The organism is Arthrobacter sp. 05T444, from assembly GCF_056395905.1.
This window is the reverse complement of record NZ_JBFTKK010000003.1, coordinates 35,173-60,360: the sequence shown is the minus strand read 5'-3', so window position 1 is coordinate 60,360 and position 25,188 is coordinate 35,173. Positions and strand designations below refer to the sequence as shown.

Here is a 25,188-nt window from a genome sequence, read left to right as displayed (position 1 = left end):
TATATGCCGCGATCCTTCGCTCACTACTATGGCTCTAAGGGCGTGTTGGGGTCCACTGGGATCTGCTCATCGTCCAAAAACAGCGCAACGAACCGCTCGGCGACCGGGGTTACGACTCCTTCCCGTCGCCTCACGATCGCGATCGGCACGTTCGGCCACCCCCCGCTTACGGGGATTTGGGCGACGTCAGGGTGGAGGCGGGCCATCTCCAGACTGGATAGAGAAACCCCTACGCCGGCACCGACCAACTGCGCCGCAGTCATGACCGTGGGCACCGGAATAACTCCCGTCGGAGTTGCCCCCGTCGGCGAGAACTTGTCGGACCAGATCCGCCACAGTATGCGTACCCCCGGGATTCGGGCCGGCAGGATCCAGGTAGCGTCCGCCAGTGTGGCTACATCGAGTGGACTGCTCTCATCGAGCCCCCACGACTTGGGGGCGATGAGAGTCAGCGGAAGCTCGTCGACGATCTTCACGTCGAAGTGCACCCCGTTAATGGGTTGGAGCGGCTCCTCGGTCACGACCGGCATAATCGCCAAATCCAGGGTGCCGTCGGCGAGCCGGTCTAACTGCACCTTGGGATTGGCGTCGGTCAGATCCAGCGTCACGTTGCGGTAAATCGAGAGGAATTGAGAGATCTTGGTGCTTCCGATCCGCCACAGGCACATCGGCTCACACCCCAACTTAAGTTCTCCAGCTAGCCCTTGGCCCATGGATCGCAGGGTGTCCGCGATTCTGCGCTCCTCGGCCAGCAGGCGCTGACCCGCGTGGTGAAGATACTCACCAGCGGACGTTAGTTCGATCCCGCGGGGCTTGCGCTCGAACAATGTCACCCCGACTTCCTTCTCGAGTTTGGCCATCGCCATACTCAGCGGCGGCTGCGAGATGCGCAGAGCGTGTGACGCCTCGGTGATGGAGCCGTTCTCAGCCACGGCGATGAAATAACGAACATTCCGGAGATCCATGCATTTAGCATATGGCAACCGCTACAAATTGGTATTTGATGTATGCATCGATCTGGGTGACGGTTGATGTGAGGGCGGCCACGCTCACTTCGCTACGCACGTCCACTACGGAGGCAACATGAAATACCAGCAGCAGGTGATAGTAGCCGGAGCCGGTCCTACCGGTCTGCTCAACGCCCTGGGCCTGGCACAGCAGGGACTCGACGTCACCGTCGTCGAACGCGCGTCCGAACCGCAGGATGCCCCCCGTGCCATCCTCTACCACTGGTCCACTCTGGACGGGCTTGACCGGCTCGGCCTCTTCGACGACGCTACCCAGGCCGGGTTCCTCAAGCAGGACTATGCCCATTACGTCCGGGACACGGGAGAAACCATCAACTACGGCCTGCAGGCGCTGGAGGGTCGCGTCTCGCACCCCTACAACCTCCACCTGGGCCAGGGAGCACTGGCTAAGATCATCTTGCGCCACCTTGAGCAGTTCCCAAACGCGCGAGTGCTCTGGGGACACAAGGTCACAGGAGTGACGCAGGACGACGCAGCGGTGACGGTCACGGCCGATCACGAGGGTAGTCGTGTCGAGCTGCGCGCTCAGTGGCTCATCGGCGCCGACGGCGCGAGCTCAGCTGTCAGGCAGGCCTTGGATCTTCCGTTCGAGGGATTCACCTGGCCCGAGCGGTTCGTTGCCGCCAATGTCCGGTTTCCTGACGACCGTCCGGGCTGGGCCCAGACCACGTTCTATGTGGACGAGGTTTTGGGAGCGATTATCGTGAAAATCGACAATTCGGGTCCGCATGGACTGTGGCGCTACACCTACATGGAAGACGCCGTCCTGCCCGAAGCAGGGGTCGTCGACCGGCTCCCGCGCTTCCTGGAGCAGATCTTCGGCCCCGAGGTGGCCGGGGGCACGACGCTGGAGGCCATTGCCCCCTATCGCATGCATCAGCGCAGCGCTCCGACGTACCGCGTTGGCCGTGTCCTGCTTGCCGGCGACGCGGCCCACGCCACGAATCCCACGGGTGGCTTCGGACTGACCATGGGTCTGTTCGACTCTTATGTTCTCAACGAGGCCTTGGGCGCTGTGATCTCCGGGCAGGCGGACGATACCGTCCTCGATGCGTACGCGGATTTGCGCCGCACCGCCTTTATAACAAAAGCCAGTCCCCGCGCCATAGCCAACAAACAGTTGATCTTTCACTCGTCGGATCCGGTCCGCAGGGACAAGGACCTGGAGGTGTTCCGGCGCATGAGCGCGGATCCTGAGCTCGCGGCAGAGGTCCTTTACTTCACGAAAACGCTGGAGACGCCCTCGTTGATGAGGGTCTAGGAATCTCCTTCCAGCATCACCGAAACAGCCAGCTATCCGGCATCATCACGTCAGGAGTCTTTACATGCTTCCTCTGAGCGGTATCACCGTCGTCTCGCTCGAACAAGCAGTCGCCGCGCCGTTCGCAACGCGCCAACTTGCCGATTTGGGCGCTCGGGTCATCAAGGTCGAGCGGCCCGGTCCAGGCGATTTTGCCCGCGGATACGACGAAACTGTCAAGGGCATGGCAAGCCACTTTGTCTGGTTGAACCGGTCTAAAGAGTCGGTGGCTCTGGATTTGAAGAGCCCGGAGGGCAATCATGCGGTTCACGAGTTGGTGCGCAGCGCGGATGTGTTCGTGCAGAACCTGGCTCCCGGTGCGGCAGAGCGTCTTGGGCTTGGCGCTGAAGCTCTGCGTGGTGAGCGTCCTGAGCTGATTCACGTTTCGATCTCCGGTTATGGCGCCGACGGCCCGTATTCATCGAAGAAGGCTTACGACCTGCTTGTGCAGTGCGAAGCCGGCCTGGTCTCCATCACCGGCACCGACGCAACCCCGTCCAAGGTCGGGATTTCGATTGCGGATATTGCGTCTGGCATGTATGCATACTCAGGCATCCTCACGGCGCTGATCCAACGCCAGCAGACCGGGGAGGGAGCCACGATCGAGTTATCCATGCTCGAAGCGTTGGGGGAGTGGATGGGCTTCCCGATGAACTATGCCATGTACGGTGGGGCCGCGCCGAAGCGTACAGGTGCCTCGCACGCTGCCATCGCCCCATACGGTCCGTTCACTTGCGGCGACTCGAAGCAGGTTTTCTTGGGCATCCAAAACGAACGTGAGTGGGCTACTTTTTGTGATCGGGTCCTCGGTCGTCGAGAAGTGGCTGAGGACGAACGCTTCGTCCGCAATTCCCTGAGGGTTGAGCACTCTACGGACCTTACCTCGGTGATCGAGCAGGCGCTGGCCCGGCACACTGCAGATGAGGTCGTGGACTTGCTCGAGGACGCCGGCATCGCGAACGCCTTGCTACGCGACATGCAGGGGTTTGCGGACCACCCCCAGCTGGCGGCACGCAACAGGTGGCGGCAATATGACTCACCAGCCGGACCCTTGCGGGCACTGATTCCGCCGGCGACCTTCGTGGGGCAGGAACCGGTGATGAACCGTGTCCCCGACGTGGGAGAGGATACTGAGCGGATCTTGACCGAGTTCGGGGTGCTGGAAACGACATGAGACCGCTCAGCATTCAGGATCCTGTGGTCACACTTCAAAGCGCTCGTTCGTTTCTCTTCGTTCCTGGAGACCGGCCCGAGCGGTTCTTGAAGGCCGTGGCCTCCGGGACCGACGTGGTCGTCCTCGACCTGGAAGACGCCGTCAGCGCAGAGAACAAGGGCGCGGCCCGGCAAGCGGTCAGTGCCTGGCTGTCAGAAACAGGTCATGCTCTGGTACGGATCGGACGGGACGAAGACGTCGAGGCTTTGAGGGGGCTTCCTGGTCTACTCGGAGTGATGGTCCCGAAGGCCGAGAACCCAGAAGCTCTGTCCAGGATTTCCGAGGCGGTGGAGCGGCCCGTAATCGCACTGATCGAATCGGCTTCCGGAGTCCTGGCGGCCAATTCTTTGGCAAGTGTCCCCGGAGTGGCCCGGTTGGCGTTTGGAGAGCTTGACCTGGCCGCAGACATCGCAGCCCGGCCGAACCAGCGCGCAATGTTGATGGCTCGATCGCTGTTGGTCCTTGCCTCCCGCGCCCAGGGCCTCCCCGGTCCGTTGGACGGCGTGACCGCAAAAATCGACGACGACTCCTTGCTAAAGGATGACCTGCACGCCGCTCTGGAGTTGGGGATGTCCGGGAAGCTGCTCATCCACCCGCGTCAGGTGGCGGTGGCACACGACGCTTTCCGTCCGAGCGCTGAAGAAGTCACATGGGCACGGCGCGTCGTGGAGTCCACCGAGGGGGGAGAAGCTGTGGCCAAAGTCGACGGACTGATGGTCGATGCCCCTGTGCTGCTTCGTGCACAAGCCATTCTCGCGCGACGGCCTGAAAGCGTAAGCACGGCCTCCACCAGCAGCTTTGCCGGGACACCGTGACCTGCCGTTAACGGCATGCATGCAATCAAAAACCTCGAAGGTAAATCGAGAAAAACGCCGTGAGGATCACGGCGAAGGAGGACAGATGAGTAGGCACGTAAACGCGCGACCAGTCGCCGTGATCACAGGCGGTGGGGGTGGTCTCGGCAACGACATCGCGAATCATCTCGCGGACGACGGATTCGACCTTGCACTGCTTGACGTTTCCAAGGCGGCACTGGAAACCGCAGCTGCCCGGCTTGGTGCCAGATCCCCCGGACTCAAAGTCCTTACCCTAGCCGGGAACCTGTCCGACGAATCCGTCGTCAACAGAGCATTCAAACGTATCGAAGACGAGTACGGGCGAATCGATGCACTCGTCAGCGCAGCTGGAGGCAGCGGCACCGCCATCGTGCGCGATCTATCCCAACTCAGCGCGGAAATCTGGCGCTCCGTGGTGGAAAGCAACCTGACCAGCACGTTCCTGTGCGCCCAGCAGGCCGTCCCGATCATGCTGAAGCGCGGCTATGGGCGCATCGTAAACTTCTCTTCACTCGTCGCCGACGGCCTCGACGGCCCTTCCGGAACCGTAGGGGCCCGTCTGGCTTACGCTGCCTCCAAGGGAGGCATCGTCAGCCTCACCAAGCAGCTCGGCAAAGACCTCGGCAGTACCGGAATCACCGTCAACGCCATCGCCCCGGGCCTCATCCTCCCGACCACGGGCCGGGTGCGTGACTCGTTCGAATCCATGGGTGAAGAAGACAGAACGGCCACCGCCGCCGCCATCCCCCTGGGCAGACCCGGAACCGGACACGAGATTGCCGCAGCCGTTGCCTACCTCGTCTCCGAGGCGGCCGCATTCACCTCCGGCACGGTGCTGCACGTCGACGGCGCCGCATCCTGACCACCACCAAGCAATCGAAACGGAGAATCCCCGTGACACACCCCCCGCTAGTTATGCTTCCGGCCCTGGGTGCCGATTCCCGCCTGTGGCAGCCGGTCATTGACAAACTCGGCACCGAGTTCGACTGCACTGTCATTCGGGGTGAAGGGAAAACCATTGAGGCAATGGCAGACCATGTCCTGTCCAAAGCGCCCAAGGAATTCATCCTCGTCGGGATCTCGATGGGCGGATACCTCGCCCTTGAAATCGCACTGCGGAACACCGGCAGAGTGAAGGCGCTGGCGTTGTTCAACACCTCGGCCATCGCCGCACCTGAGGACCGCCGACAAAACTCGATCGACCTGATCTCGCTCGTCGAATCCGGCGGTTTCCAGACGGCAATCGATCGCACGACTCCGGTAGTATCACGGGCCATTCCCGAGATCCAGCGCCTCGCGGCAGCGATGACCAATGAACTCGGCCCACGGGTGTTCATCGACCAGCAACGCGCCGTCCTTGGCCGTTCGGACCGACGTGCGGAACTCAAGACCATCACATGCCCCAACCTGGTCGTCGGCAGCACCGAGGACACCATCACCCCACCGAAGCTGAGCGAAGACCTGGCACACCGGCTCCCTGGTGCGCGGCTTGTCCTCATCCAGGGCAGTGGGCACTTCACCCCGCTGGAGAAGCCGGCCGAGACCGCGGCTGCGCTGGCGGATTTCATTCGCGCTCAAACCGAACATGCAGCCCAGAATGATCAAAAGATTGCGATCACATGAGTTTAGTCGCCCGCCCCGGCGTCCCCGGCAACGCTTGGATCACGGATATCCCGGGGCCGGTCAGCGGCCACCCGCCCTCTCGGCTGGGGAACCGCCAGGCGGTTTCCCCAGCCGCCTAGATGTTCTCCGGTGTTGCACTGGGCGCTATGGACCATGCTTGCCAGTGGTCAATTTCAACCCTCGTGTGCAGGGGACAGGTCCGCATGGGTACAAGGCGGTCTGCCAAGGCATATATCAAATAGATGGGTAGGGCAAAATATTGGTATTTGTGAAATGTCTCATGCGGTCGCAAGGTGGAGAGGAAGCACCGACATGGTCGCCGCATTCCTTTGCAGAAGTAAGGGCTGCCTCGGCCTGATAATCCTGACGAAGGCGCTTATCCCATGATCAAACTCCACGTGGACCTGCAGCGTTGCGATGCCAACGGCACCTGCGCTGCCTTGATGCCCGACGTATTCCGGATCGACCAGGACGGCACGCTCGAACAGCTGCGGTCCGAGGTCGAGGAGGAGCGCGAGGGCGACCTCGAAGAAGTGATCCTCTGCTGGCCCGATGGGCGCGATCTTGCGATCATGACCACCCACTCTCAACTCTCAGAATCCAGTTAGGAAGTACGGCTATGCCCCATACCGCTACCGACGTTGTCATCATAGGTGGATCCACGGCAGCACTGCGTGCTGCCGAAACCGCTATTCGGCAGGCCCCGGAACTGGACGTCACCATCATCAGCGATGAGGCGCACCTGCCCTATGAGCTGCCGCCGTTGTCAAAGATTCCCTTGAAGGATCACATCGATATCGAGTCTCTCGTCTACCCGGTCGCCCGTGAGCTGCGGGAGAAGGGTGTCCATTACCGTCTCGGAGAACGTGCGACAGCCATCGATCCGGCGCGCCGGATCGTCACCACTGATACCGGCCAGGTCAGCTACCGGGCCGCTATCATCACGACAGGTTGCGAACCGATCGTGCCTCCGATGTTCCGAGGCCAGCAGGACGTGTACGTGTTGCGCCGGTTCGACGACTCGGTGGCGCTGCGCCAAGCCCTCGACGAGCGTCAGCGCTCCGTGGCCATCGTCGGCGCCGGCTTCATCGGTGGCGAATTCGCTTCGACGTTGATCAGCGATGGTCGCGAGGTCTCGCTAATCGACCTGTCTGTGCACCCCTTGATCCGCTTCGGTGAAGAGGTCTCCGGCGTTTACGAAGAGCTCCACCGTTACAAGGGAGTCGCAACGTTTTTCGGGGTGGGAGCGACTGGGACGATCGAACGAGATGGCAGCCGGTTCTTGCAGCTCAGCGATGGTCACGAGGTCGCAGCTGATGTGATTGTCGTGGGAGTCGGGGTGCGGCCAGCCGTTTCCTGGCTGAATTCCTCGGGAATCCCGCTGGATAACGGCATCATCGCCGATGAGTATCTCCATACCGTTGACGGCGTGTTCGCCGCAGGCGACGCCGTCTGCTGGCCCAACGCCCGATTTAACGCCACCATGCGCATCGAGCACTGGACCACCGCCGCCGAGCAGGGGCGCGGAGCCGGGCTGAATGCCGTGAAGTACCTCAAGGATGAGCCGCTCGTTCCCTTCGTGAACGTGCCCTTCTTCTGGTCGGATCAACACGGTCAAAGAATCCAGTGGGCCGGTCACCAGCTGGGAGGCGAGCAAGTGGTATCCAGCCGGAACGAGGGCGGCGAGCTATTTCTCTTCCGCACGGGTGATGTCGTCACCGGTGTCCTGGCCTTCGAACGGCGCCAAGAGTTCGTGCAATTGCGCGCGAAGCTCCGCCAGCCCCTCGCGTGGGACGTCGCCCTCGGTATTGCTTCGGGATTCGAGTCCGCGGCCCGAGAGGTGCCCGTGCCGTGACTGTCCAAAGACGCCGCTATGTTTCCTGCCCGTGTGGGTCTCTCCTGGAAGGCGCCGATGATGACGAGCTCGTCAGCTCGGTCCGTACACACCTGAGCGAAGTACATCCAGGATTGGACTACGACCGGGACCAAATCCTACTCATGGCCTACTGACCGCCGGGAGACGGACTCGAGGAACGCTCGCGCCGCGTCGGCAGTCCGCCTGTACGGCGGCTTCTGAAGCAGACGGGGCGATAACGACCCGGAACGTACTTTCAGAGCCCGCGGAGTGTGGCAGCCGGCATTAAAGAAAAGCGCGGTCCATCACGTGCCGAGCCATAGTGGGGCCAAAAGCCAGAATGGGCGTCGAACCGTGTCTGTCACAACGACCTCGTCCGGGCCTTCAAACGAAATCTCCTTTTGGAACCTGCATACATAACTGCCACATCCCGTGGGTTCCAAGCCGAGTCGGCGAGTGGCTGAAAAGCCACTAATCCGATATTGAAGCGGTCCTTGAAGTCTTTTCAATGAAAGTTCTAGATCAATAAGCCATCGCATCAGTCCCGCGATACAGCGACAAATTCAGGAGTCTTAATGTCAGCCAACACACCCACAAGCGGCCGAATGAAATCGGTACTCTTTTCGAGTTTTATGGGAAGCGCGATCGAATTTTACGATTTCCTGCTCTACGGCCTGGCCGCCAGCGTAGTGTTCGCCCCTCTCTACTTCGCAAACCTGTCTCCGGCAATGGGGATAATCGCATCCTTCGCGACGTTGGCCGTTGGATATCTGGCCAGGCCGTTGGGCGGGCTGATCTTCGGCCCCTTCGGAGACCGCCTCGGACGAAAGAAGATGCTCGTCCTGACCATGCTCATGATGGGTGGTGCGAGCTTCTGCATCGGGCTGATCCCCACTCAGGCGGCCATAGGTCAGCTGGCACCCCTGCTGCTGATCGTCCTGCGCGTGATCCAGGGCATAGCCGTCGGTGGCGAGTGGGGCGGAGCAGCACTGATGGCCATGGAGCATTCGACGCGGGAACGCCGAGGGTTTTCCGCCAGTTTCGCCAACATGGGTGGCCCCGCGGGCGCCGCCTTGGCAACGGCCGTGTTCAGCCTGTGCAGCATGATGCCCGACGAAGCGTTCATGAGCTGGGGTTGGCGGGTGCCGTTCCTCCTCAGCGCAGCCCTTGTCGCCATGGGGCTGTTCGTTCGCCTCAAGGTCGCCGAATCACCGGTCTTTCTCGAAGCTCAGCAGCATGCAGCCTCGTCTCAGGCGCGCCGGCGAAACCCGATCCTCGAGGTGGTCACCAAGTATCCGCGCGCCGTCATCATCGCTTGCCTGGCAACAATCATGGCCTTCGCCGTCCAGTCTCTGCTGGCTACGTTTGCGGTGCCGTACGCCATCGCTTCAGGCCACAGCCGCTCCGAAGTCCTATGGATCAGCCTCGCGACCCAGGTGATCCATGTATTCACGATTCCGATGTTCGCAGCCCTTTCTGACAGGATCGGCCGTCGCAAGGTCATGGCGGCAGGCGTGATCGGCATGACCCTCATGATTCACCCCATCTGGTTGATGGTCGCCTCAGATAACCTCCTGCTGCTCTTCCTGGCATTCCTGATTGGCAACCCCGTGCTCCAAGCTATGGTTTACGGGCCCACGGCCGCATACATCTCTGAAATGTTCGACGCCGAATCCCGCTACACCGGTGCCTCCTTGGCCTATCAGTTGTCCTCGACTTTGGGCGGCGGTCTCGTCCCTCTCGCGGCCACCGCCCTGCTCGCCGCCCGTGGAGGAAATGACCCGGTATATGTGTCGGCTTTGGTCATTGCCATCGGACTGATCAGCCTCCTCGCACTGTTCGCGCCTGGTCGGGGCTACAAGGACAAGAATCAAGAAGGGGCCAAAGCCGCGGTATCCGTGGAGTCGTGACAGGCAGTGCGTCCCCGCTGAAACTACGCCGGTGCCGCGCAGCCCACACTTCAGATGGCTGAGACGCCAGTGCCGGGGCCCGGCCAGGGGGTGTGGCGGCGAGGGCGGCCATTGCGTCGAGGCTCGGGAAATGGGCCCTAAATGCAGGCCGAATCTGAATATACCGCTTGCAGATGATTGATTTGATGAGAGGACCTAATGATCTACGAACATGCTGACCTCCGGATAAATCCAGAAACCGAACCCGAGTTCCTCATGGACTTTGCGGCTGCCAGGCGTTTGCTGCTTGACGCAGAAGGATGCCTTTCCGTTGAGCTTCTGGTAAGTGTCGACACCCCAGCTGCGTATCTGCTTCGAGTGGGTTGGGAAAGAATCGAAGACCATACAGACACTTTTCCTGGCACTCGTCAAGCCAACGAACTGGGCAGAGTGCTGATGGCTCACTGCGCAACTCCGCCTAACGTCATCCATTACAACGGTCAGGAGGTATCGGTCACGCCAGTCGAATCCCTTGGTGGGGCATGAACCAACCTAAGAAGCATCTGCCCTCTCACACACCATTTTCTGAAGGAGCAATATGGACTGCAAGAATCCCCGCCCGATCCCGTAAGGGCACGAGACGAGTCGGAAGGGCTCAAGTTGAACCTAGTCTCGCTTGCAGGGGCTCAGGACGCAGTTCTCTTCTTGAGTCACCCGCTCCTAACCGAGGACGCTCCCCGCGACGTGGCGAGCCACAACAATCCGCCCGCTCAATGAGGAGTACCAAATGGGCAAGATCGGCATGTATCTCGAAAACATCCTCCACCTGCGGGCGGGTCCGCCGAACAGCCCAGCTCCGCCCTCGCCACACTTTCACCCCTATGAGGCATCGCTGCACCTGGTGGCGTACCCATGGGTGGGATTGCACATCGAGGAAGTGCTTAGCCTGTCCTGAGGACTATAACAATCGGGTGATGCCCAGCAAGGTAGGTTTGTTCACCCCGCCCTAGTCAGGCTGGCGACCCAGGACGCGATTTGGGTGCGTGAGTTGAAGCCCAGCTTGGCCAATATCCGCTCGATGTGTCGACCGATTGTCCTGTGCGATAGCACTAGCTCGGCGGCGATTTCCTTATTGCTCAGCCCTTGGGCAACGAGCTCGGCAACTTGCGCTTCCCGTTCGGTAAGTTGCGTTGCGCCTTGGGTGTAAGGATCCACAATCACCGATTTGGGTGCACGGCGGGCTGCCGAATTTTTGTGACCCGCGGAGGCTTCTGCCTGCGGTGAAACATATGCGGCGCGCGCCGAGTTCAACGCGAACTCCACGGCCTGGTCCATTGATAGCGCGGGCCTGTCGTCGAGGATGGACAGGTACCGAGCTTCCCCGAGTTCGTTCAGTACTTGGGCCGCAGTCTGCTCGAAGTCGTTTTCAAGGGGACCAAATGCCGAAATTGTGGTGCCAATTCCTTTCCATACCGACTGTGCCGTGTGAAAAAGAATTGCTGCGGATTCATAGCGCCTGTTCGAGGCAGCGGTCCATGACATCTGCTCAATGGTCAGTGCAATGCAGAGCCCGTCATGGAAGTCGCGTTGAATTTCCAGCGCCGCGATCTGGGATTGGCGGGCTTCATCGAGTTGGCCCAGGTGCCACTGGCAGAGGCCCATGACTGCGTGCCCGTAAGCTTGGGTCCACCGCTCGCCTTGTTTGCCGCTTTCGACCAGGACCTCCCGGCACGTTGCGAGGGCCGCCTCTATCCGGCCGGCGTACATTTGCGCCCAGGCCAAAAGGAAAAGCGCGGTCAGTTCTGATGCACCATCCCCTTCCCGGTGTTGGACGGCAGCGGCGTTACGAAAGAGATCAATGGCGTGCTCAAGTCGTCCCCCGAAGACTTCACTGAGGGCTTCCCAATGATCAACATGAGCAGCCAGCACCTGAAGGTCCAGATCACGAGCGATGCCGCGGCACTCCGTAAGATATCGTTGCGCCGATTCACGGTCGCCCTGAATCAGGGCTACCCAGGCGGCTACCCACAGCGCACCCCCACGTTCAGGTGTGCGGCGCACGTCCAGGCTAAGCATTCGGTCGAGCCATCGGCGGCCCTCGCTGAGGTTGCCGCCGGCGATCCAGTGGTACCTGAGCAGAGCCGCAAGGTTCATCCCTGCTAGTTCCTCTCCCGGCGTGGTTGCTGACCATTCCAGCGCTGAGAGAATATTCGTATGATCGAGTCTGGCAGCGGCGAGGCGGGTTGCCTGGTCCGGTCCACACCAGAGCGCTACCGTTTCAGACGCCTTGCCGAGGTAGTGGTCCCGCTGGCGACGACGCAAGTCAGAAGATTCCCCGATGCTTTCAAGCAGTTCTGCACCGTACTCCCAGAAGGTCATCAGCTGGCGGTACCGTCTGCGCTGATCGCCAGCAACGGGTTCGTCAATGACGATTTCGGCAACGACCAGGGACTTCGCGACGAGATGATCCAACAGGTCAAGAACATCCCGTTTGTTGAGTTCGCCGAAACCGCAAACCTCCTCCACGGCCTCGACATCGAAGCCAGCAGGAAAGACTGCCAGCCTGGCCCACAGCAGCTGCTCGTCCCGCGTGCAGAGTTCATAGCTCCAATCGATGAGCGCCCGCAGCGTTTGCTGCCGAGGAATCCCTGCCCGGCTTCCGCCGGTGAGGATATCGAAGCGCCGGTCCAACCGTTCGACAAGCTGACTAACCGATACGGAGCGCAGCCGCGCGGCAGCAAGTTCGATTGCGAGCGGGATTCCGTCGAGCATTTGGCATAGCTGGGCCACGGCGAGCCGGTTGCCGTCAGTGATTTCAAACCCGGCGTTCACACTTCGAGTCCGATCCACCAGCAACCGAACAGATTCAAAGGCCTCAATCGCACCCGCATGCCCGTTTGACACAGCGGGGACACTGAGGGGTGGCACTTGGTAAACCTGCTCGCCAAAGATCCTCAAGGGTTCCCTGCTCGTTGCAATGACACGCAATCCTGGTGCAAAGTCCAACAACCTGGCTGCCAGGGCTGATACTGCATCCAGAAGATGTTCGCAGTTGTCGAGGACCAGGAGCAGCTGTCGTTCCTGGACGTAGTCCGAAATCCTCTCCATTGGAGAGCGGTTTGACTGGTCGGGGAGTCGGAGTGCGGCAGCGATCTGGGAATCGACCAAGGCGGTGTCATCCAGGGCCGCGAGTTCAACGATCCAAACTCCGTCGCGAAAGGCCTTACGTATGCGTGAGGACAGCTCCGCAGCGAGGCGGGTCTTGCCGACGCCGCCGGGACCGGCAAGCGTTAGGAGGCGGGAGCGTGACATCAGCTCGCGCGCGTCGGCAAGTTCTCGCCGTCGTCCAATGAAGCTCGTCAGATTATGCCCCCCGTTGGATCCAAAAGCCACTGCTTCGGTGCTCATAACCCTCCTGTGATGCAGGAAACAATACACGTAGCGGGTTGGGTCATCTGACCCGTTTTAGATCCGGTCAAAGGGACCAGACTGGGTGCAGTCAGAACGATACTTTGAAGCAAGCGGAAGGCCAGGCGCGATGAGGCGCAGAGTAGCAGCGACAACCACGTGCCGGCCTGACGCCGACGGGACCAGGGCGGACATATGCCCCGCAGCCCGCATTTCTGATTCGGGCCAGGGTTGCAGCGATTCCTTTGCTGTTTCGGATCACTGGACCGCGAAGGATCTCTGGCCAGACTGCGTTGATGCACAAGCCAGCGGATCATCTGCGATCTTCCCCGCTGAGTACAGCAATTCTTGACACCAAACCCGGTTTCTGTGGCTTATCTGCCCTGCACCTAATGGAGGACAGGGCGAAATTGTGTTTCGCCGCCAAGATCCTAGGTCCACCATCAACACATCCCACTACGAAAGAGGCCACCATGACAGCGACGTCGCTCGCCGAATTGTCAGATATCAATGTTCCGAATGCTGGGTTGGTGGCTCGTGCCACTGATTTGGTGCCGTTGATCCGGGAGTTCGCCCGCCAAGGTTCTGAAGCCCGGCGCGTGGCTCCGGAGGTGGTGTCGGCCTTGGAAGGTGCAGGGCTGTTCCGGATGCTGGTCCCTAAGCGGTACGGCGGCATGGGTGCTTCGTTGCGTACTGCTGTGGAGGTAACGAAGGAAATTTCCCGCGGGGATGGTTCCACTGGGTGGGTTACGACGCTGATGATGGTCGGGACCGGTTTCGCCTCGACCTTTTCCCGGCAGGCCCAGCAGGATGTGTTCGGGAGCAACCCGTTGGCGAAGGTGGCCGGCACCTTCAGTCCGGGCAGCAAGAGTGAGCGGGTTGAAGGGGGCTATCTGATCAGTGGCAGGTGGCCGTATTCCTCCGGTTCCTTTGCTGCTGATTGGGCAACGCTTGGTGTCCTGCTTGACGGTGATGACCCGATGGCGCTGGCCCTGGTCCCGGCTGAGGCTTGGAGCATCGAGCCGACTTGGTTCGTCGCCGGGATGAAGGGCACCGGCAGCGACACGATCGTGGTCGAAAATCATTTTGTGCCCGAGCACCGCGTACAACGCCTCAGTAACATGCTGAGCTCAAATTTCCTCACCCCGTTCAAAGACGACCGCATGGCCAACGTTGCTTTCAATGCCGTCGCAGCCGCAATCCTCATTGCTCCGCAGATCGGCCTGGCCCGGCACGCGCTGGAAATCACCTTGGCGAAGCTGCCCGGCAAACCGGTCGCATACACCATGTACGACAACGCCAAGAATTCCCCCACCCATCAGCTCGCCGTTGCTAAAGCAGCCACGAACCTGCACATCTCCGAACTGCTGCTGAACCGGATGTGCCTTGACATCGACACGGCAGCCGACGCCGGCCATCAGCTTGACCTGCCCACCCGGGCCCGGATCCGCAATGACACCGGCATAATCGCTGAACTGATCGGGCATGCCATCGATGCGCTGATGACGGCCAACGGTGCCGGCTCGTTCGCCGAGGCCAACGTGCTGAACCAGATCTGGTGCGACTCCGAAATCGCCGCCCGGCACGCCTTTGTCACCCCAGAAATCGGGAAAGAAGCCTACGGCCGGGTCCTGATGGGCCTGGAGCCAACCATCAACCTCTAAGGCAGGCCACAATGTCCACCCCCACGATCCCCCTACCCGCTGAAGCTGAAGACCCGGCTCGAACTTACCGGCGCGTCCTCGGACATGTCCCAACCAGCGTCGCGGTCGTCACCGCCGGCACCAGGTCCGGGCCTGTCGGCATGACCGTAGGCTCCTTCACTTCGGTCTCACTGGAACCACCCCTGGTGGCGTTCTTCGTTGACAAGGCCTCCAAAACATGGCCTCGCCTCTATGAAGCGAGCCACTTTGGCGTCAGCATTCTCGGCCAGGACCAAACGGCGCTGTGCAAAGCATTCGCCCGCCGCTCCGAAGACCGCTTCGATGAAGTCGACTGGACCCCCTCGGACCGCGGAGTCCCATTATTGAACGACGCCATCGTCACCCTTGAATGCACTCGCTACAAAATCGATCTCATCGGCGACCATTACCAAGTCGTCGGACGCGTCGAATCCCTTGAACTACGCGCCACCAACCCACCTCTGATCTTCCTCCAAGGCAATTTTCTCAACCTCACGGTTTAGCGGCATGGACGGCGCCGGGAGGGTACCGCCGCGCGAATATGGACCAAAGGGCCGGCAAAGCACGGCCAGCAAGCCAATGGCCTGTAGCACGGGGTATCCAAATGAACATGTTAGTTGGATTGGACAAGCTGCGAAGCCGGAGAAGGCATCACCCAATCGATGGTGGACGATTTCACCACTTTCGTCCACCACTTATGAGCGTGTGCGACCTGGACCGAACCACGAGGGCACCAGTCCAGCGATGCGGGTCGACCCGAGGTCTGGCCCTAAACGCTGGCCACCCTGTCCAACGCGTCTGCGGGAGAACCCTTCTGGGACCCGCTCAGCTGACCCGAGTTCACTTGCAAGACGGTTCCTGCCAAAGAGGCCGGGAACAAACACTAGAAAGGAGGCCCTGAATTGGGCCGTATCATCATCAGTGGAGCATCAGGGGATCTTGGCCGCAGAGTCACAGAGATACTTCTGGCGGCTGACCCGGACATCGAATTAACGCTTGTGTCGCGCACACCAGAAAAGCTCCGCAAGCACCAAACACATGGGATTCGCGTGATGCGCGGCGACTACCAGGAGCCCGACACCCTCAACGCTGCATACGCTGGCGGGGAAGTCCTCTTCCTCATCAGCGGCCTGAATCTTGGCCACCGAGTATCCGAAACGCGAAACGCAATCGCCGCAGCTAAACATGCCGGGATCCGCCACATTGTGTACACCTCGGTCGGTGGTATACACCCCAACAATCCCGCTCTTTCAGCAAGGGATCACTACCAGAGTGAACTGGATCTCAGGGCTTCCGGCGTGGACTACACATTCCTCCGTAACGCGCTCTACTCCGAGATCATTAGCAACATCCTAGTTGCTCCTGCCACAGCCAGCGGTGTCATCTCACAGGCAACAGCCGAAGGGCGCTTGGCACCGGCGGCTAAAGCCGACGTCGCCCGCAGCGCCGCCAAGGTCCTGCTTGAGTCCGCGAAGCATGTCGGTGCTGTCTATGAAATCACCGGACCCGAACTGTTGACCTTTGAAGAAATCGCCCTCATCGGTTCGGAGGTGCATGACACTCCCATCAAATATGTACCAATATCAGCTGATGAGCGTCTCGCCTTTTTTGACTCCATTGGTATTCCAAGGACGTACGACCCAAGCATGCCGCCAAGCGCCGATGGGCACATGTGGGCAAGCGATGAGTTGGTCACGGCCGAAGTCGCCATTGCTGAGGGTTACCAGACGGTTCTCTCAGGCCACGTGAAGCTGATAACTGGGCGTAATCCCGAACACCTCCGGTCCGTGATGGAAAGCGTCAAGTCCGTTCCCTATGACCAGATCCCAGCAGAGGTTTCATAGACGATCAATAATGACCTTGTGCGCAACGACGGCTTCGCCCCAAGCAAATTAGGGGCGAAGCCGTTTCCATGCTTGTAGACGTGCTTGGGTACATGCAGTTTCGGTGGAGTTAGCGCGCATCGCAATTGTCTTGGGAAGTCGCGGTACAGATTCGATCGAGCACATTAGATATTTCGGCGCGCAGATGTACTTTAAGAAATGCGGTCTGAACTACCAGTTGGTCCACTTCTATAACCTGGGGAAACCGCACTTCCCCGCCGCTGTCCCCAATGCTGTAAGGTCTCAGAGCTTTTCGCTGTTGGGTGCCGGCACCAAGAAGGAGATGATGCAGGCTGCGGCTGTAATGCCGACGGAAACCCACAACGCGGGAGCATAGCCGACGGAAGTCGCCTGGGCGGCGAATGGTTGCACGAGCACGACGCCGAGACCGGCGCCAGTGCCGAAACTGGCACCGCTAAGGCCAGGCAGTGCCGCGGGGGCGTCCTTGGGGGACAAAACGACAGAGAGCCCGTTAAGACTTGTAAAGAGAAATCCTGTGTAGGAAATGCCAAGGGCGGCAACAGCGAAAATAATCACTATGAGATTGTCGGAGAAAGCCGCTGCGACAATGCCGAAGGCCAGACTGAACCCTGCGCCGAGCCGCAGGGTTAGGAGCCACCCGCGGCGGTCGGCGATCCAACCGGCCAGAGGGGCTGTGCAAACGCCGAGCAGAGCTGGTGGGGCCAGGAACAGCAAGGCCGCGAGGGAGGGATTTAGTCCGAAGCCATGTTGGAGGTCCTGGCTAAGAACCACCACGGTGAAATTAAGCATGGCGAACATGCCGGCGAGGGCGAGCAGGCTGGTGGCGATAACAGGCCAAAACTTCCGGGAACGCAGGTAGTGGACGGCGATAAGGGGGTGACTGCGCTTCTTTTCAATAGCCCAGAAAGCCGCGAAAGTGACCACTGTTCCGGCGAGAAGTGCCAGTGAGATCGGAGATGTCCATCCCGCGGAGGAACCTTCAGAAACGAAATATGTCAGGAATATAAGGAACACGGAGAGGGAGCCGGCCCCCCACCAATCCATGCTGCCGCTCACGCCTTCAGGCCGGCCTTGGGGGACAACCTTCAGGATGAACACGGCAGCGATCGCTGCCACGACCAGCACCACGACGAAAATTGATCTGAAGCCGAGGGCTTCGGTCAGGAGTCCACCGGCGAAGCCGTCCAGACCGCCGACTCCACCGCTGATCGCCGCCACAATACCCAGCGATACCCCAAAGACTCTCGCGTTCAGGTTTTCGTTGAGGACGATGTAGGCCAGGGTGAACATGGCACCGCCTGCTCCCTGCAGGATTCTTCCCATAACAAGCAGGGGCAACGTCGGAGCCACTATGCACAGGATGGTGCCTGCAACAACGGTGCCGAGGGCTGCAAGCATGGCGGCACGGCGACCGATGAAGTCGCTCCAACGTCCGATGATGGGCACAGCAATTGCAGCGGAGAGAAAGAACATCGATTGAAGGGGTGCCGCGCCGGCCGGTCCCTCACCGAAGGCGGCGGCCATCTGAGGAAGTGCCGGCGTGACCATGCTGGCAGTCAGCTGAAAGGTCACCGTGGCCACGATCAGGGTTGAAATCAACCTTGTCGCACGCCAGCCGTCGATTTTATGTTGTTCAGAACTTGTGCTGGGACCTGTGGTTGAGACGTTCACATAAACTCCTTTGTGATGCCGGGGATCCGGCGTGCGGCAACAAGCCGCTGAATATTGCGATGTCCGGACCTACCTGAAAATTGGCACCACGAGTGGGCAAGCGCCCTGAGAGCTTGCCTTGGTCTAGGAACACCAGCTTCAAGTCCGGAAGGTTTGCCTGCTCCACGGAGTTGCTCGCTCAAGAAGTGAGCGTATCCCCGAGCTGCCGGGACTGGGCGGTGGTGCCGTAGGCGAGCGGATGCTGTCGGTGCGGTGAAGTTGCTGCTCGGGTCCGGAAACTGGTGATCAGGGATGACAGTGCGATCTGTGATCCGGTGAGCTCGGCGATAGCCTGAAGCTGGCCGGCAGATAGTCGGTGTTGTCCTTGAACGGTGTTTGTGTCAGCCAAGCCACTGCTATCCATATCTGCGCTGGACCCGGGTGGGGTGGGCCACCCTCGAATGCCGGCGTTACGAAAAGGCGCCTTGGCGCGGACACGTGAAGGAAACCTTCGGGAGAGCACCTACCACATCGGTGCCGGTATTTGTATGGCTTGGTAGACCGGTCAGTGCGGATGAAGAGCGTGCAGCGGTTCTTCGAAGTTACCCATCACGAACGCTCAGACGTTGCCACGGCTTACGATGCCCGCCGTCGCGAACGGCTATGCCTTAGACGGTCTTTCTCGACTGGTCCACGAGTTGACCTTCGTGCACGTAGGACTCATATGCTTCGCTGAGATCGACATACTTGCGAAAATTCCGTAGGTCAGACAACTGGTTGTTACGAACGCGAGCAACGAAGTCAGTATTCGCGATTTGCGCCCGGCCCACGCCGATAAAGTCGAAGTCAGCCGCTGTGAGGCCGCGTCGGACCCGAGCCAGGTCCTGCTCGACCTGAAGCTCGGGTTCCTGATCATCGAAAATGTCCTGAGCGAGATCCGTACTTAGGCCGACACTGCCGATGGCGATGACCGGGACGGTAGTCATAGTCTTCACCCACGACGCCAGGCTGCGCTCTGGGTCTAATTCAGGCCATGCCGGCGCATCAAACCGGCGTGTGGATACGTGGAACAGGTTCACTCCGGCTCGCTCAAGGCGTTTGATGAATGGACGGAGGTCATCTGGATGATCAGCGATCCTGGCACCGTAGTCCACTTCCTTCCACTGTGAGAACCGGAATGAAATGATGAAGTTTGGCCCTGTTGCCTCACGAATGGCAGCTACGATCTCTTCAGGAAAGCGTGCGCGCTCGTCTAAGGTCGCCCCGCCATATTCATCATCGCGCTTATTCGTTTCATGCCAAAGAAAGAGGTCCAGTAGGTATCCGTGGGCGCCATGGACTTCGACGCCGTCCGCTCCAACCTCTTGGGCGATAATGGCGCTCTGCACGTACGCTGCCTTTGTGTCTTCGAGGTCCTGACTGGTCATTGCTAAGCCGTTAACGCGACCCTCCTGGACTAAGCCGGAGGGGCTCAGTGAGGGGTAATCCGGAAAAGGATTTTGGACTCCATCGACTACTAGCCGCAAAGAGCCGGGATGCCATAGTTGCATAAGAAATACCGCGCCCGTTGCCGTTACGGCCTTCGCGACGCGACGCCAACCCTCCGCGGTCTCCCGGCCGATGATGCCGAAAACGGGCTGCCAGTAGGCCGCAGGATGGTCGGGTGCTGCCCCTTCGGCGATTATTAGACCTGCGCCATCTTCGGCACACTTTCGCAGGGTTTCTGCCATGCCATGTGTCGGCGCATAATCACGCGTTTTTCGTTGCATCGCCGGCAGTACAAAACGATTACGAATCCTCTTCCCATTTACCAGTAAGGGTGAGAATAGTGGATCCGGATTGTATTTTTCTGACATTTATGGCACCTCTCCGTTGAGTGTTGCTCGAATTCCTCACACTCTACTCACGGCTTAATTGGTCCACAATTAGGCACATTTTTGTTCCCATGCGATGCAAGACTGTTTTGTAGCAGCTCCCACCCCGTTCCTCTGCTCGCCTACCGGAGGTTATGTCCTCTACCTTCAGGACCGCGGGGCGGGTTGTCCCATGGCTGTATGTCTTGGACAGGCCGGTTTTTTACGGCGCCAACTGCAAACACTGCTTTATAACGGAGACCTTGGGGGTGGTCCAGCACCATCGCGGGCCGGACCCCGCGTGAGGCCCAGACGAACGCGCTCCGTTTAATCGCGGTGCACCTACGTTTGACCGTTTGATGAACCATTCTTTCGGCCTGTCAGTCCCGCCCCGGCCGGACCAGACATCAACGATGCAATTTGAGTGCGTGAGTTGAAACCAAGTTTCGCCAAAATACGCTCAATATGCCCCCCAACCGTTCGGGGTGACACCACGAGTTGGGCTGCGATCTCCTTATTGCTGAGCCCCTGGGAAACCAGGCCCGCGATTTGAGCTTCTCGCTGAGTGAGCGCGGCAGCTCCATGCTTCCCATAGCCGTCCGGGGTCCCAGCCGAGCCGTTACGGCGTCTGGTACTTGCTTTGGTGACGGGAGGCTGTGGGGGACCCGCAGAGGCGTACCCTGTCCGGGCTGCGCCTAGTGCAAGCTCGATGGCTTGCTCCTGAGAGGGGTCAGGGCGTGCGGTGAGGACCTTGAACTCCCTTTCCCCGAGCTTACTTCGCACCTGGGCCGCCATCTGCTCGAAGTCCTTCTCCAGAGGGCCGAACGCGGAGATAGTGGTTCCTATCCCACTCCATACGGCCCGGGCTGCATGGTAGAGAACGGCTGCGGATTCGTAGTGTCCGCCCGAGGCAGCTGTCCAGGACATCTGTTCAATTGTCAGAGCAATGCAAAGGCCATCGGGGAAATCTCGTTGTATTTCAAGCGCTGCGATCTGTGATTGCCTCGCAGCATCCAGTTCCCCAACATGCCACTGGCACAGCCCCATCACGGCATCAGCGTAGGCACGGGCCCATCGTTCTCCGTAACTATCGCTTACCTTCAAGACCTCCCGGCAGGTGGCCAGGGCATCCCCCGTCCGACCGGCATACATTTGCGTCCAAGCCAGCAGAAATAAGGCGTAGAGGGCCGACGCGGTATCGCCAACTTGGCGGTGAACGCCAACAGCTGCGGTAAAAAGCCCCATGGCCCGCTCCAAGTGATCGTCGAATACCTCGCAAAGGGCCTCCCAATGATCTGCATGGGCCGCCAGTGCCCTGTCATTGAGGCTCTCTGCGATCAGCCGGCATTCGGCCACATGCTCCCGCGCTTGTTCCCTGTCACCCTGTACGAGGCAGATCCAGGCTCCAACCCACAGTGCGGCTCCTCGTTCAGGGCCCGGTTCGGTTGCTAACTGAAGTAGGCGGTCCAGCCATCGCCTGCCCTCGGCAAGGTTCCCGCCAGCCGTCCAGTGGTACCTGAGCAGGGCGGCAAGGTGCAACCCCGCGCGTTCCTCCCCCGGAGTCGAGGCCGACCACTCCAGCGCAGACACAAGGTTCGGATGGTCACGCCGCGCCGCCATCAGTCGTTCGGCCTGGTGCGGGCCGCACCAATTCTTCACTGTGGCAGCCGCCCGGGTCAGGTAGTGGTCCCGCTGGCGGCGCCGCATGTCCGTGGACTCCCCGATTGATTCAAGAAGCTCGGCACCATACTCGCGAAAGGTCATGAGCTGGCGGTACCGAACCCGGACGCTGCCTCCTATTTGCGTGCCGTAAACGTTCTCGGCGACGACAAGCGACTTAGCGACAAGGTGGTCAATCAGATCGAGCACACCTTCGCGTGTCAGCTGACCAAATCCGCAAACCTCTTCGGCAGCCTCTACCTCGAAGCCGCCCGGGAAGACTGAGAGGCGCGCCCACAGCAGCCGCTCATCTGAACTGCAGAGTTCGTGGCTCCAATCGATCAGTGCCCTGAGGGTCTGCTGCCTTGGTAATGCCGCGCGGCTGCCGCCAGTGAGAATATCGAACCGCTTGTCAAGCCGCTCGATGAGTTGAACAACTGACACTGAACGCAGCCGTGTCGCCGCAAGTTCAATCGCCAAAGGGATCCCGTCAAGTCTCTGGCACAGTTGTGCCACAGCCAGCCGATTAGCCTCGGTAACTTCGAAGGTAGGATCCACGCTACGAGCCCGGTCTATGAGCAGGCGGACCGCGTCGAAAGACTCGATTGTCATACCTTCCGCGGCTGTATGGACGGGAGCTGCAAGAGGAGGCACGTTGTAGACCTGCTCCCCAAAGACGCCCAGAGGCTCCCGGCTCGTGGCCACAATCCTCAATCTCGCAGCTCGATCAAGGAGCCGAGCGGCCAGGACGGACACTGCTTCAAGTAGATGTTCGCAGTTATCGAGAACGAGAAGCAGCTGCCGGTCCTGGACATAGTCTGCGATCCTCTGCAGGGATGACCGGTTGGACTGGTCCGGCAGCCGCAGGGCAGCGGCTATGTGAGATCCGACCATTGCGCCGTCCTCTACCTCGGCGAGCTCCACGATGCAGACACCATCGCTGAATGCCTTGCGGACCCGAGAGACCAACTCCAGCGACAGACGCGTCTTACCAACGCCGCCAGGACCCGCCAGAGTCAGAAGCCGGGAGCGTGACATCAGCTCACGGGCTTCAGCTAGCTCGCGACGCCGTCCGATGAAGCTCGTCAGATGATGGCCCTCGTGTGAACGGCCGACAAGTGCGTCGGTACTCATGTTCCTCCTGTGATGCACAAAACAATACAGGTATCAGATGGGGTCATCTGACCCGTTACTGCTCCACCAAAAAAGGCCACACTGGAACAGTTGCAAGGATGCAACAAGGCCTCGATGGGAAGAATGATGAAACACGTAGGGACCCTTAAGCGCCAATGCCCAAGCCGAGTACACCTCCCAGCGACGGGATGCCACACAGCACGGGCACATTGCGGGAAAGATGCAACCCGCTCTCACCAGGCAACCCCTGGGTACTCTGTTGCAGCACACGTCCGGCCCTACGGAGCACAGCCCCATGCTGCGGAATTGCCTGAAGGTTCGGGCAGGCACTCGGCATATCGCTGAGCGCAGTTCCCGGGACGTTGCCGGATGATCATGACAGCGACGACGTCCAAAGCCAAAGCACTCGAAGCCAGTTCACGCCGAAGACCTGGACAGGGGAGAGATCCTTGCAGGCCCCTGATCGGAGTCGCGTGAGCGCTCAACCTCGAATTATCGATCACCTATAAATGTCTCCCGCACCGGGGCACTTGTTCGATGTGTTCATCATCCGCGAACTGGTGAGGCGTCCCCACGTCCGGCGACAGCAGCGCGAACAACAGGACCGGCCCGATCCACTGTAAAACGACCCAAGCCGCTGCTCGCGCCGCCATCTAATTCCCCGGAACGCTTTATCCCCAAATTTTTCTACGAGCTAGGAGAACCCATGTCAGTCACTATTGAGCGACCAAATGAGCTCGATCGAATGCGCTTCTTCATCAACGGAGAGTGGGCCGAACCCAGCACTGTCCGCATCCAGCACCAGATAGAGGCAGCCACAGGCGAGGTCATCGGTGTCGCAGCGTTAGGCTCGGAAGCCGATATTGATGCGGCCGTGAAGGCTGCGCGGGGTGCCCTCGACAACGGTCCCTGGGGCAGGTCAACCGCCGCCGAACGGGCCGCAACGCTCCGCAAATTTGCCGAGGCGCTCGAACGCCGTGCCACTGATACGTCAAAGCTCGTCAGCAGGGAAAACGGCATGCCCATCGGCTTGTCGCAGATGCTCAACGGCGGTGCCCCCTCCGCCCTTCTGAGAATCTATGCCGATGTAATAGAAGCCCTCCCGTTGGAAGAAGTACGTCCAAGCCAGGCAGGTTCAACAATCGTCCGTCGCGAACCAGTGGGCGTGGTCGGTGCCATAGCACCCTGGAACTTCCCGCAGGCATTGGCGATGTTCAAGATTGCCCCAGCCCTGGCCGCCGGCTGCACTGTCGTTCTCAAACCATCCCCGGAAACCGCGCTGGACTCTTATGTATTCGCTGAGGCAGCCCGGGAGGCAGGACTGCCCGACGGGGTGCTCAACATTGTCCTCGGCGATCGTGATGCCGGCGCCGCACTCGTTTCACACCCACTCGTTGACAAGATCGCATTCACCGGATCAACCGAAGCGGGCAGGATCATCGGCGCAGAATGCGGACGCCTTATCCGCCGCTGCACACTGGAACTCGGTGGAAAATCGGCAGCTGTTTTCCTCGAGGACGGCAGTATCGAGACCTTCCTGTCCGGGCTCGACAATGCCTCGTTCCTGAACAACAGCCAGACGTGCACCACCCAATCCCGCATCCTGATCGCGCGCTCACGGTATGAGGAGGTTGTGGATGCCGTTGCCAGTTTCGCCGACTCGTACAAGCTCGGGAACCCCCTTGATCCATCCGTGACAATGGGCCCGATGGCCACCCAAGGGCACCTTGAACGGGTTTTGGGCCATATCGAAACAGCAAAAAGTTCCACTGCCCGGCTTGTTGCTGGCGGCGGGCGCCCGGCCGCGCTGGACCGGGGTTGGTTTGTCCAGCCCACCGTGTTCGCCGACGTTGATAACAATGACCGTCTCGCCCGGGAGGAAGTCTTTGGGCCGGTTATGGCGCTCATCCCGTTCGATGATGACGAGGATGCCGTGCGAATGGCCAATGACAGCAACTATGGCCTCGGCGGGTCGGTGTGGAGCGCCGACGAAGATCGGGCCTTGTCGGTAGCACGAAGGGTGCGCACCGGAACGATCGGCCTGAATTACTACACCCTTGACCTCGGTGCCCCCTTCGGTGGATTCAAAGACTCCGGCATTGGCCGGGAGCTGGGCCCGGAAGGGATCAACGCCTACCTCGAATACAAATCGATCTATGGCTCTTCCAATTACCTGTCTGCCTGAACAGACAT

The 25,188-nt window shown here is 60.2% G+C and carries 19 protein-coding genes; 14 read left to right on the top strand and 5 right to left on the bottom strand.

Features of this window, described 5'->3' with window-relative positions; translation table 11 throughout:
* Window positions 1–26: 26 nt before the first annotated feature.
* Window positions 27–965, bottom strand: coding sequence for a LysR family transcriptional regulator (locus tag AC1DD3_RS04450; protein WP_476881049.1), 939 nt, complete (start codon window positions 963–965; stop codon window positions 27–29).
* Window positions 966–1,083: 118 nt separating this feature from the next.
* On the opposite strand from AC1DD3_RS04450, the gene AC1DD3_RS04445 reads away from it, so the two are divergent.
* From AC1DD3_RS04445 to AC1DD3_RS04400, 10 genes are all read left to right on the top strand, one after another.
* Window positions 1,084–2,289: an FAD-dependent oxidoreductase gene (locus tag AC1DD3_RS04445; RefSeq protein ID WP_476881048.1), complete on the top strand. Its 1,206-nt coding sequence runs from the start codon at window positions 1,084–1,086 to the stop codon at window positions 2,287–2,289.
* A gap of 64 nt (window positions 2,290–2,353) precedes the next feature.
* Window positions 2,354–3,502 (top strand): CaiB/BaiF CoA transferase family protein, encoded by a 1,149-nt coding sequence (locus tag AC1DD3_RS04440; protein WP_476881047.1) that lies wholly within the window; start codon window positions 2,354–2,356, stop codon window positions 3,500–3,502.
* Window positions 3,499–4,356 carry an HpcH/HpaI aldolase/citrate lyase family protein gene (locus AC1DD3_RS04435; protein WP_476881046.1) on the top strand — a complete coding sequence of 286 codons (858 nt, stop codon included), beginning with the start codon at window positions 3,499–3,501 and terminating at the stop codon, window positions 4,354–4,356. The genes AC1DD3_RS04440 and AC1DD3_RS04435 overlap by 4 nt, the downstream gene beginning before the upstream one ends.
* Window positions 4,357–4,441: 85 nt before the next feature.
* Window positions 4,442–5,239, top strand: a complete 798-nt coding sequence (locus AC1DD3_RS04430; protein ID WP_476881045.1) for an SDR family NAD(P)-dependent oxidoreductase — start codon at window positions 4,442–4,444, stop codon at window positions 5,237–5,239.
* 32 nt (window positions 5,240–5,271) lie between these two features.
* Entirely contained in the window at window positions 5,272–6,000 is a 729-nt protein-coding gene (locus AC1DD3_RS04425) for an alpha/beta fold hydrolase (protein ID WP_476881044.1), read from the top strand.
* Window positions 6,001–6,383: 383 nt separating this feature from the next.
* Window positions 6,384–6,608 carry a ferredoxin gene (locus tag AC1DD3_RS04420; protein ID WP_476881043.1) on the top strand — a complete coding sequence of 75 codons (225 nt, stop codon included), beginning with the start codon at window positions 6,384–6,386 and terminating at the stop codon, window positions 6,606–6,608.
* Window positions 6,609–6,619: 11 nt separating this feature from the next.
* The gene (locus tag AC1DD3_RS04415; RefSeq protein WP_476881042.1) at window positions 6,620–7,855 is read left to right on the top strand and encodes an NAD(P)/FAD-dependent oxidoreductase; all 1,236 of its coding nucleotides are present in this window, start codon (window positions 6,620–6,622) and stop codon (window positions 7,853–7,855) included.
* 632 nt (window positions 7,856–8,487) lie between these two features.
* Window positions 8,488–9,765 (top strand): MFS transporter, encoded by a 1,278-nt coding sequence (locus AC1DD3_RS04410; protein ID WP_476881041.1) that lies wholly within the window; start codon window positions 8,488–8,490, stop codon window positions 9,763–9,765.
* A 198-nt stretch (window positions 9,766–9,963) separates the two neighbouring features.
* Entirely contained in the window at window positions 9,964–10,290 is a 327-nt protein-coding gene (locus AC1DD3_RS04405) for an antibiotic biosynthesis monooxygenase family protein (RefSeq protein ID WP_476881040.1), read from the top strand.
* Window positions 10,291–10,531: 241 nt separating this feature from the next.
* Complete coding sequence (locus AC1DD3_RS04400) at window positions 10,532–10,699, top strand: hypothetical protein (RefSeq protein ID WP_476881039.1); 168 nt, start codon at window positions 10,532–10,534, stop codon at window positions 10,697–10,699.
* Window positions 10,700–10,740: 41 nt separating this feature from the next.
* Here the strand turns inward: AC1DD3_RS04400 and AC1DD3_RS04395 are convergent, their stop codons facing one another.
* Window positions 10,741–13,152, bottom strand: a complete 2,412-nt coding sequence (locus AC1DD3_RS04395; RefSeq protein ID WP_476881038.1) for a LuxR C-terminal-related transcriptional regulator — start codon at window positions 13,150–13,152, stop codon at window positions 10,741–10,743.
* A gap of 296 nt (window positions 13,153–13,448) precedes the next feature.
* On the opposite strand from AC1DD3_RS04395, the gene AC1DD3_RS04390 reads away from it, so the two are divergent.
* From AC1DD3_RS04390 to AC1DD3_RS04380, 3 genes are all read left to right on the top strand, one after another.
* Window positions 13,449–14,816 (top strand): acyl-CoA dehydrogenase family protein, encoded by a 1,368-nt coding sequence (locus AC1DD3_RS04390; protein ID WP_476881037.1) that lies wholly within the window; start codon window positions 13,449–13,451, stop codon window positions 14,814–14,816.
* An 11-nt stretch (window positions 14,817–14,827) separates the two neighbouring features.
* Window positions 14,828–15,337, top strand: a complete 510-nt coding sequence (locus AC1DD3_RS04385) for a flavin reductase family protein (RefSeq protein WP_476881036.1) — start codon at window positions 14,828–14,830, stop codon at window positions 15,335–15,337.
* A 399-nt stretch (window positions 15,338–15,736) separates the two neighbouring features.
* Window positions 15,737–16,678, top strand: a complete 942-nt coding sequence (locus tag AC1DD3_RS04380) for an NAD(P)H-binding protein (RefSeq protein WP_476881035.1) — start codon at window positions 15,737–15,739, stop codon at window positions 16,676–16,678.
* A gap of 282 nt (window positions 16,679–16,960) precedes the next feature.
* Here AC1DD3_RS04380 and AC1DD3_RS04375 read toward each other — a convergent pair whose 3' ends face one another.
* The 3 genes from AC1DD3_RS04375 to AC1DD3_RS04365 all read right to left on the bottom strand — a co-directional run bounded on the left by AC1DD3_RS04375 (window position 16,961) and on the right by AC1DD3_RS04365 (window position 22,995).
* Complete coding sequence (locus AC1DD3_RS04375; protein ID WP_476881034.1) at window positions 16,961–18,370, bottom strand: MFS transporter; 1,410 nt, start codon at window positions 18,368–18,370, stop codon at window positions 16,961–16,963.
* Window positions 18,371–19,017: 647 nt separating this feature from the next.
* The gene (locus AC1DD3_RS04370) at window positions 19,018–20,205 is read right to left on the bottom strand and encodes an oxidoreductase (RefSeq protein ID WP_476881033.1); all 1,188 of its coding nucleotides are present in this window, start codon (window positions 20,203–20,205) and stop codon (window positions 19,018–19,020) included.
* Window positions 20,206–20,544: 339 nt separating this feature from the next.
* A complete protein-coding gene (locus tag AC1DD3_RS04365) occupies window positions 20,545–22,995 on the bottom strand; it encodes a LuxR C-terminal-related transcriptional regulator (protein WP_476881032.1) in 2,451 nt (816 codons plus the stop codon).
* 706 nt (window positions 22,996–23,701) lie between these two features.
* Here AC1DD3_RS04365 and AC1DD3_RS04360 point away from each other — a divergent pair.
* Window positions 23,702–25,180, top strand: a complete 1,479-nt coding sequence (locus AC1DD3_RS04360) for an aldehyde dehydrogenase (RefSeq protein WP_476881031.1) — start codon at window positions 23,702–23,704, stop codon at window positions 25,178–25,180.
* The last annotated feature ends 8 nt before the right edge of the window (window positions 25,181–25,188 follow it).

Coding starts and splice junctions, on each gene's coding strand:
- AC1DD3_RS04435 (WP_476881046.1), top strand. CDS start 3,499: ATGAGACCGCTCAGCATTCAGGATCCTGTGGTCACACTTCAAAGCGCT.
- AC1DD3_RS04410 (WP_476881041.1), top strand. CDS start 8,488: ATGGGAAGCGCGATCGAATTTTACGATTTCCTGCTCTACGGCCTGGCC.
- AC1DD3_RS04450 (WP_476881049.1), bottom strand. CDS start 965: ATGGATCTCCGGAATGTTCGTTATTTCATCGCCGTGGCTGAGAACGGC.
- AC1DD3_RS04430 (WP_476881045.1), top strand. CDS start 4,442: ATGAGTAGGCACGTAAACGCGCGACCAGTCGCCGTGATCACAGGCGGT.
- AC1DD3_RS04420 (WP_476881043.1), top strand. CDS start 6,384: ATGATCAAACTCCACGTGGACCTGCAGCGTTGCGATGCCAACGGCACC.
- AC1DD3_RS04390 (WP_476881037.1), top strand. CDS start 13,449: ATGCACAAGCCAGCGGATCATCTGCGATCTTCCCCGCTGAGTACAGCA.
- AC1DD3_RS04415 (WP_476881042.1), top strand. CDS start 6,620: ATGCCCCATACCGCTACCGACGTTGTCATCATAGGTGGATCCACGGCA.
- AC1DD3_RS04405 (WP_476881040.1), top strand. CDS start 9,964: ATGATCTACGAACATGCTGACCTCCGGATAAATCCAGAAACCGAACCC.
- AC1DD3_RS04365 (WP_476881032.1), bottom strand. CDS start 22,995: ATGAGTACCGACGCACTTGTCGGCCGTTCACACGAGGGCCATCATCTG.
- AC1DD3_RS04400 (WP_476881039.1), top strand. CDS start 10,532: ATGGGCAAGATCGGCATGTATCTCGAAAACATCCTCCACCTGCGGGCG.
- AC1DD3_RS04385 (WP_476881036.1), top strand. CDS start 14,828: ATGTCCACCCCCACGATCCCCCTACCCGCTGAAGCTGAAGACCCGGCT.
- AC1DD3_RS04395 (WP_476881038.1), bottom strand. CDS start 13,152: ATGAGCACCGAAGCAGTGGCTTTTGGATCCAACGGGGGGCATAATCTG.
- AC1DD3_RS04360 (WP_476881031.1), top strand. CDS start 23,702: ATGTCAGTCACTATTGAGCGACCAAATGAGCTCGATCGAATGCGCTTC.
- AC1DD3_RS04440 (WP_476881047.1), top strand. CDS start 2,354: ATGCTTCCTCTGAGCGGTATCACCGTCGTCTCGCTCGAACAAGCAGTC.
- AC1DD3_RS04370 (WP_476881033.1), bottom strand. CDS start 20,205: ATGTCAGAAAAATACAATCCGGATCCACTATTCTCACCCTTACTGGTA.
- AC1DD3_RS04445 (WP_476881048.1), top strand. CDS start 1,084: ATGAAATACCAGCAGCAGGTGATAGTAGCCGGAGCCGGTCCTACCGGT.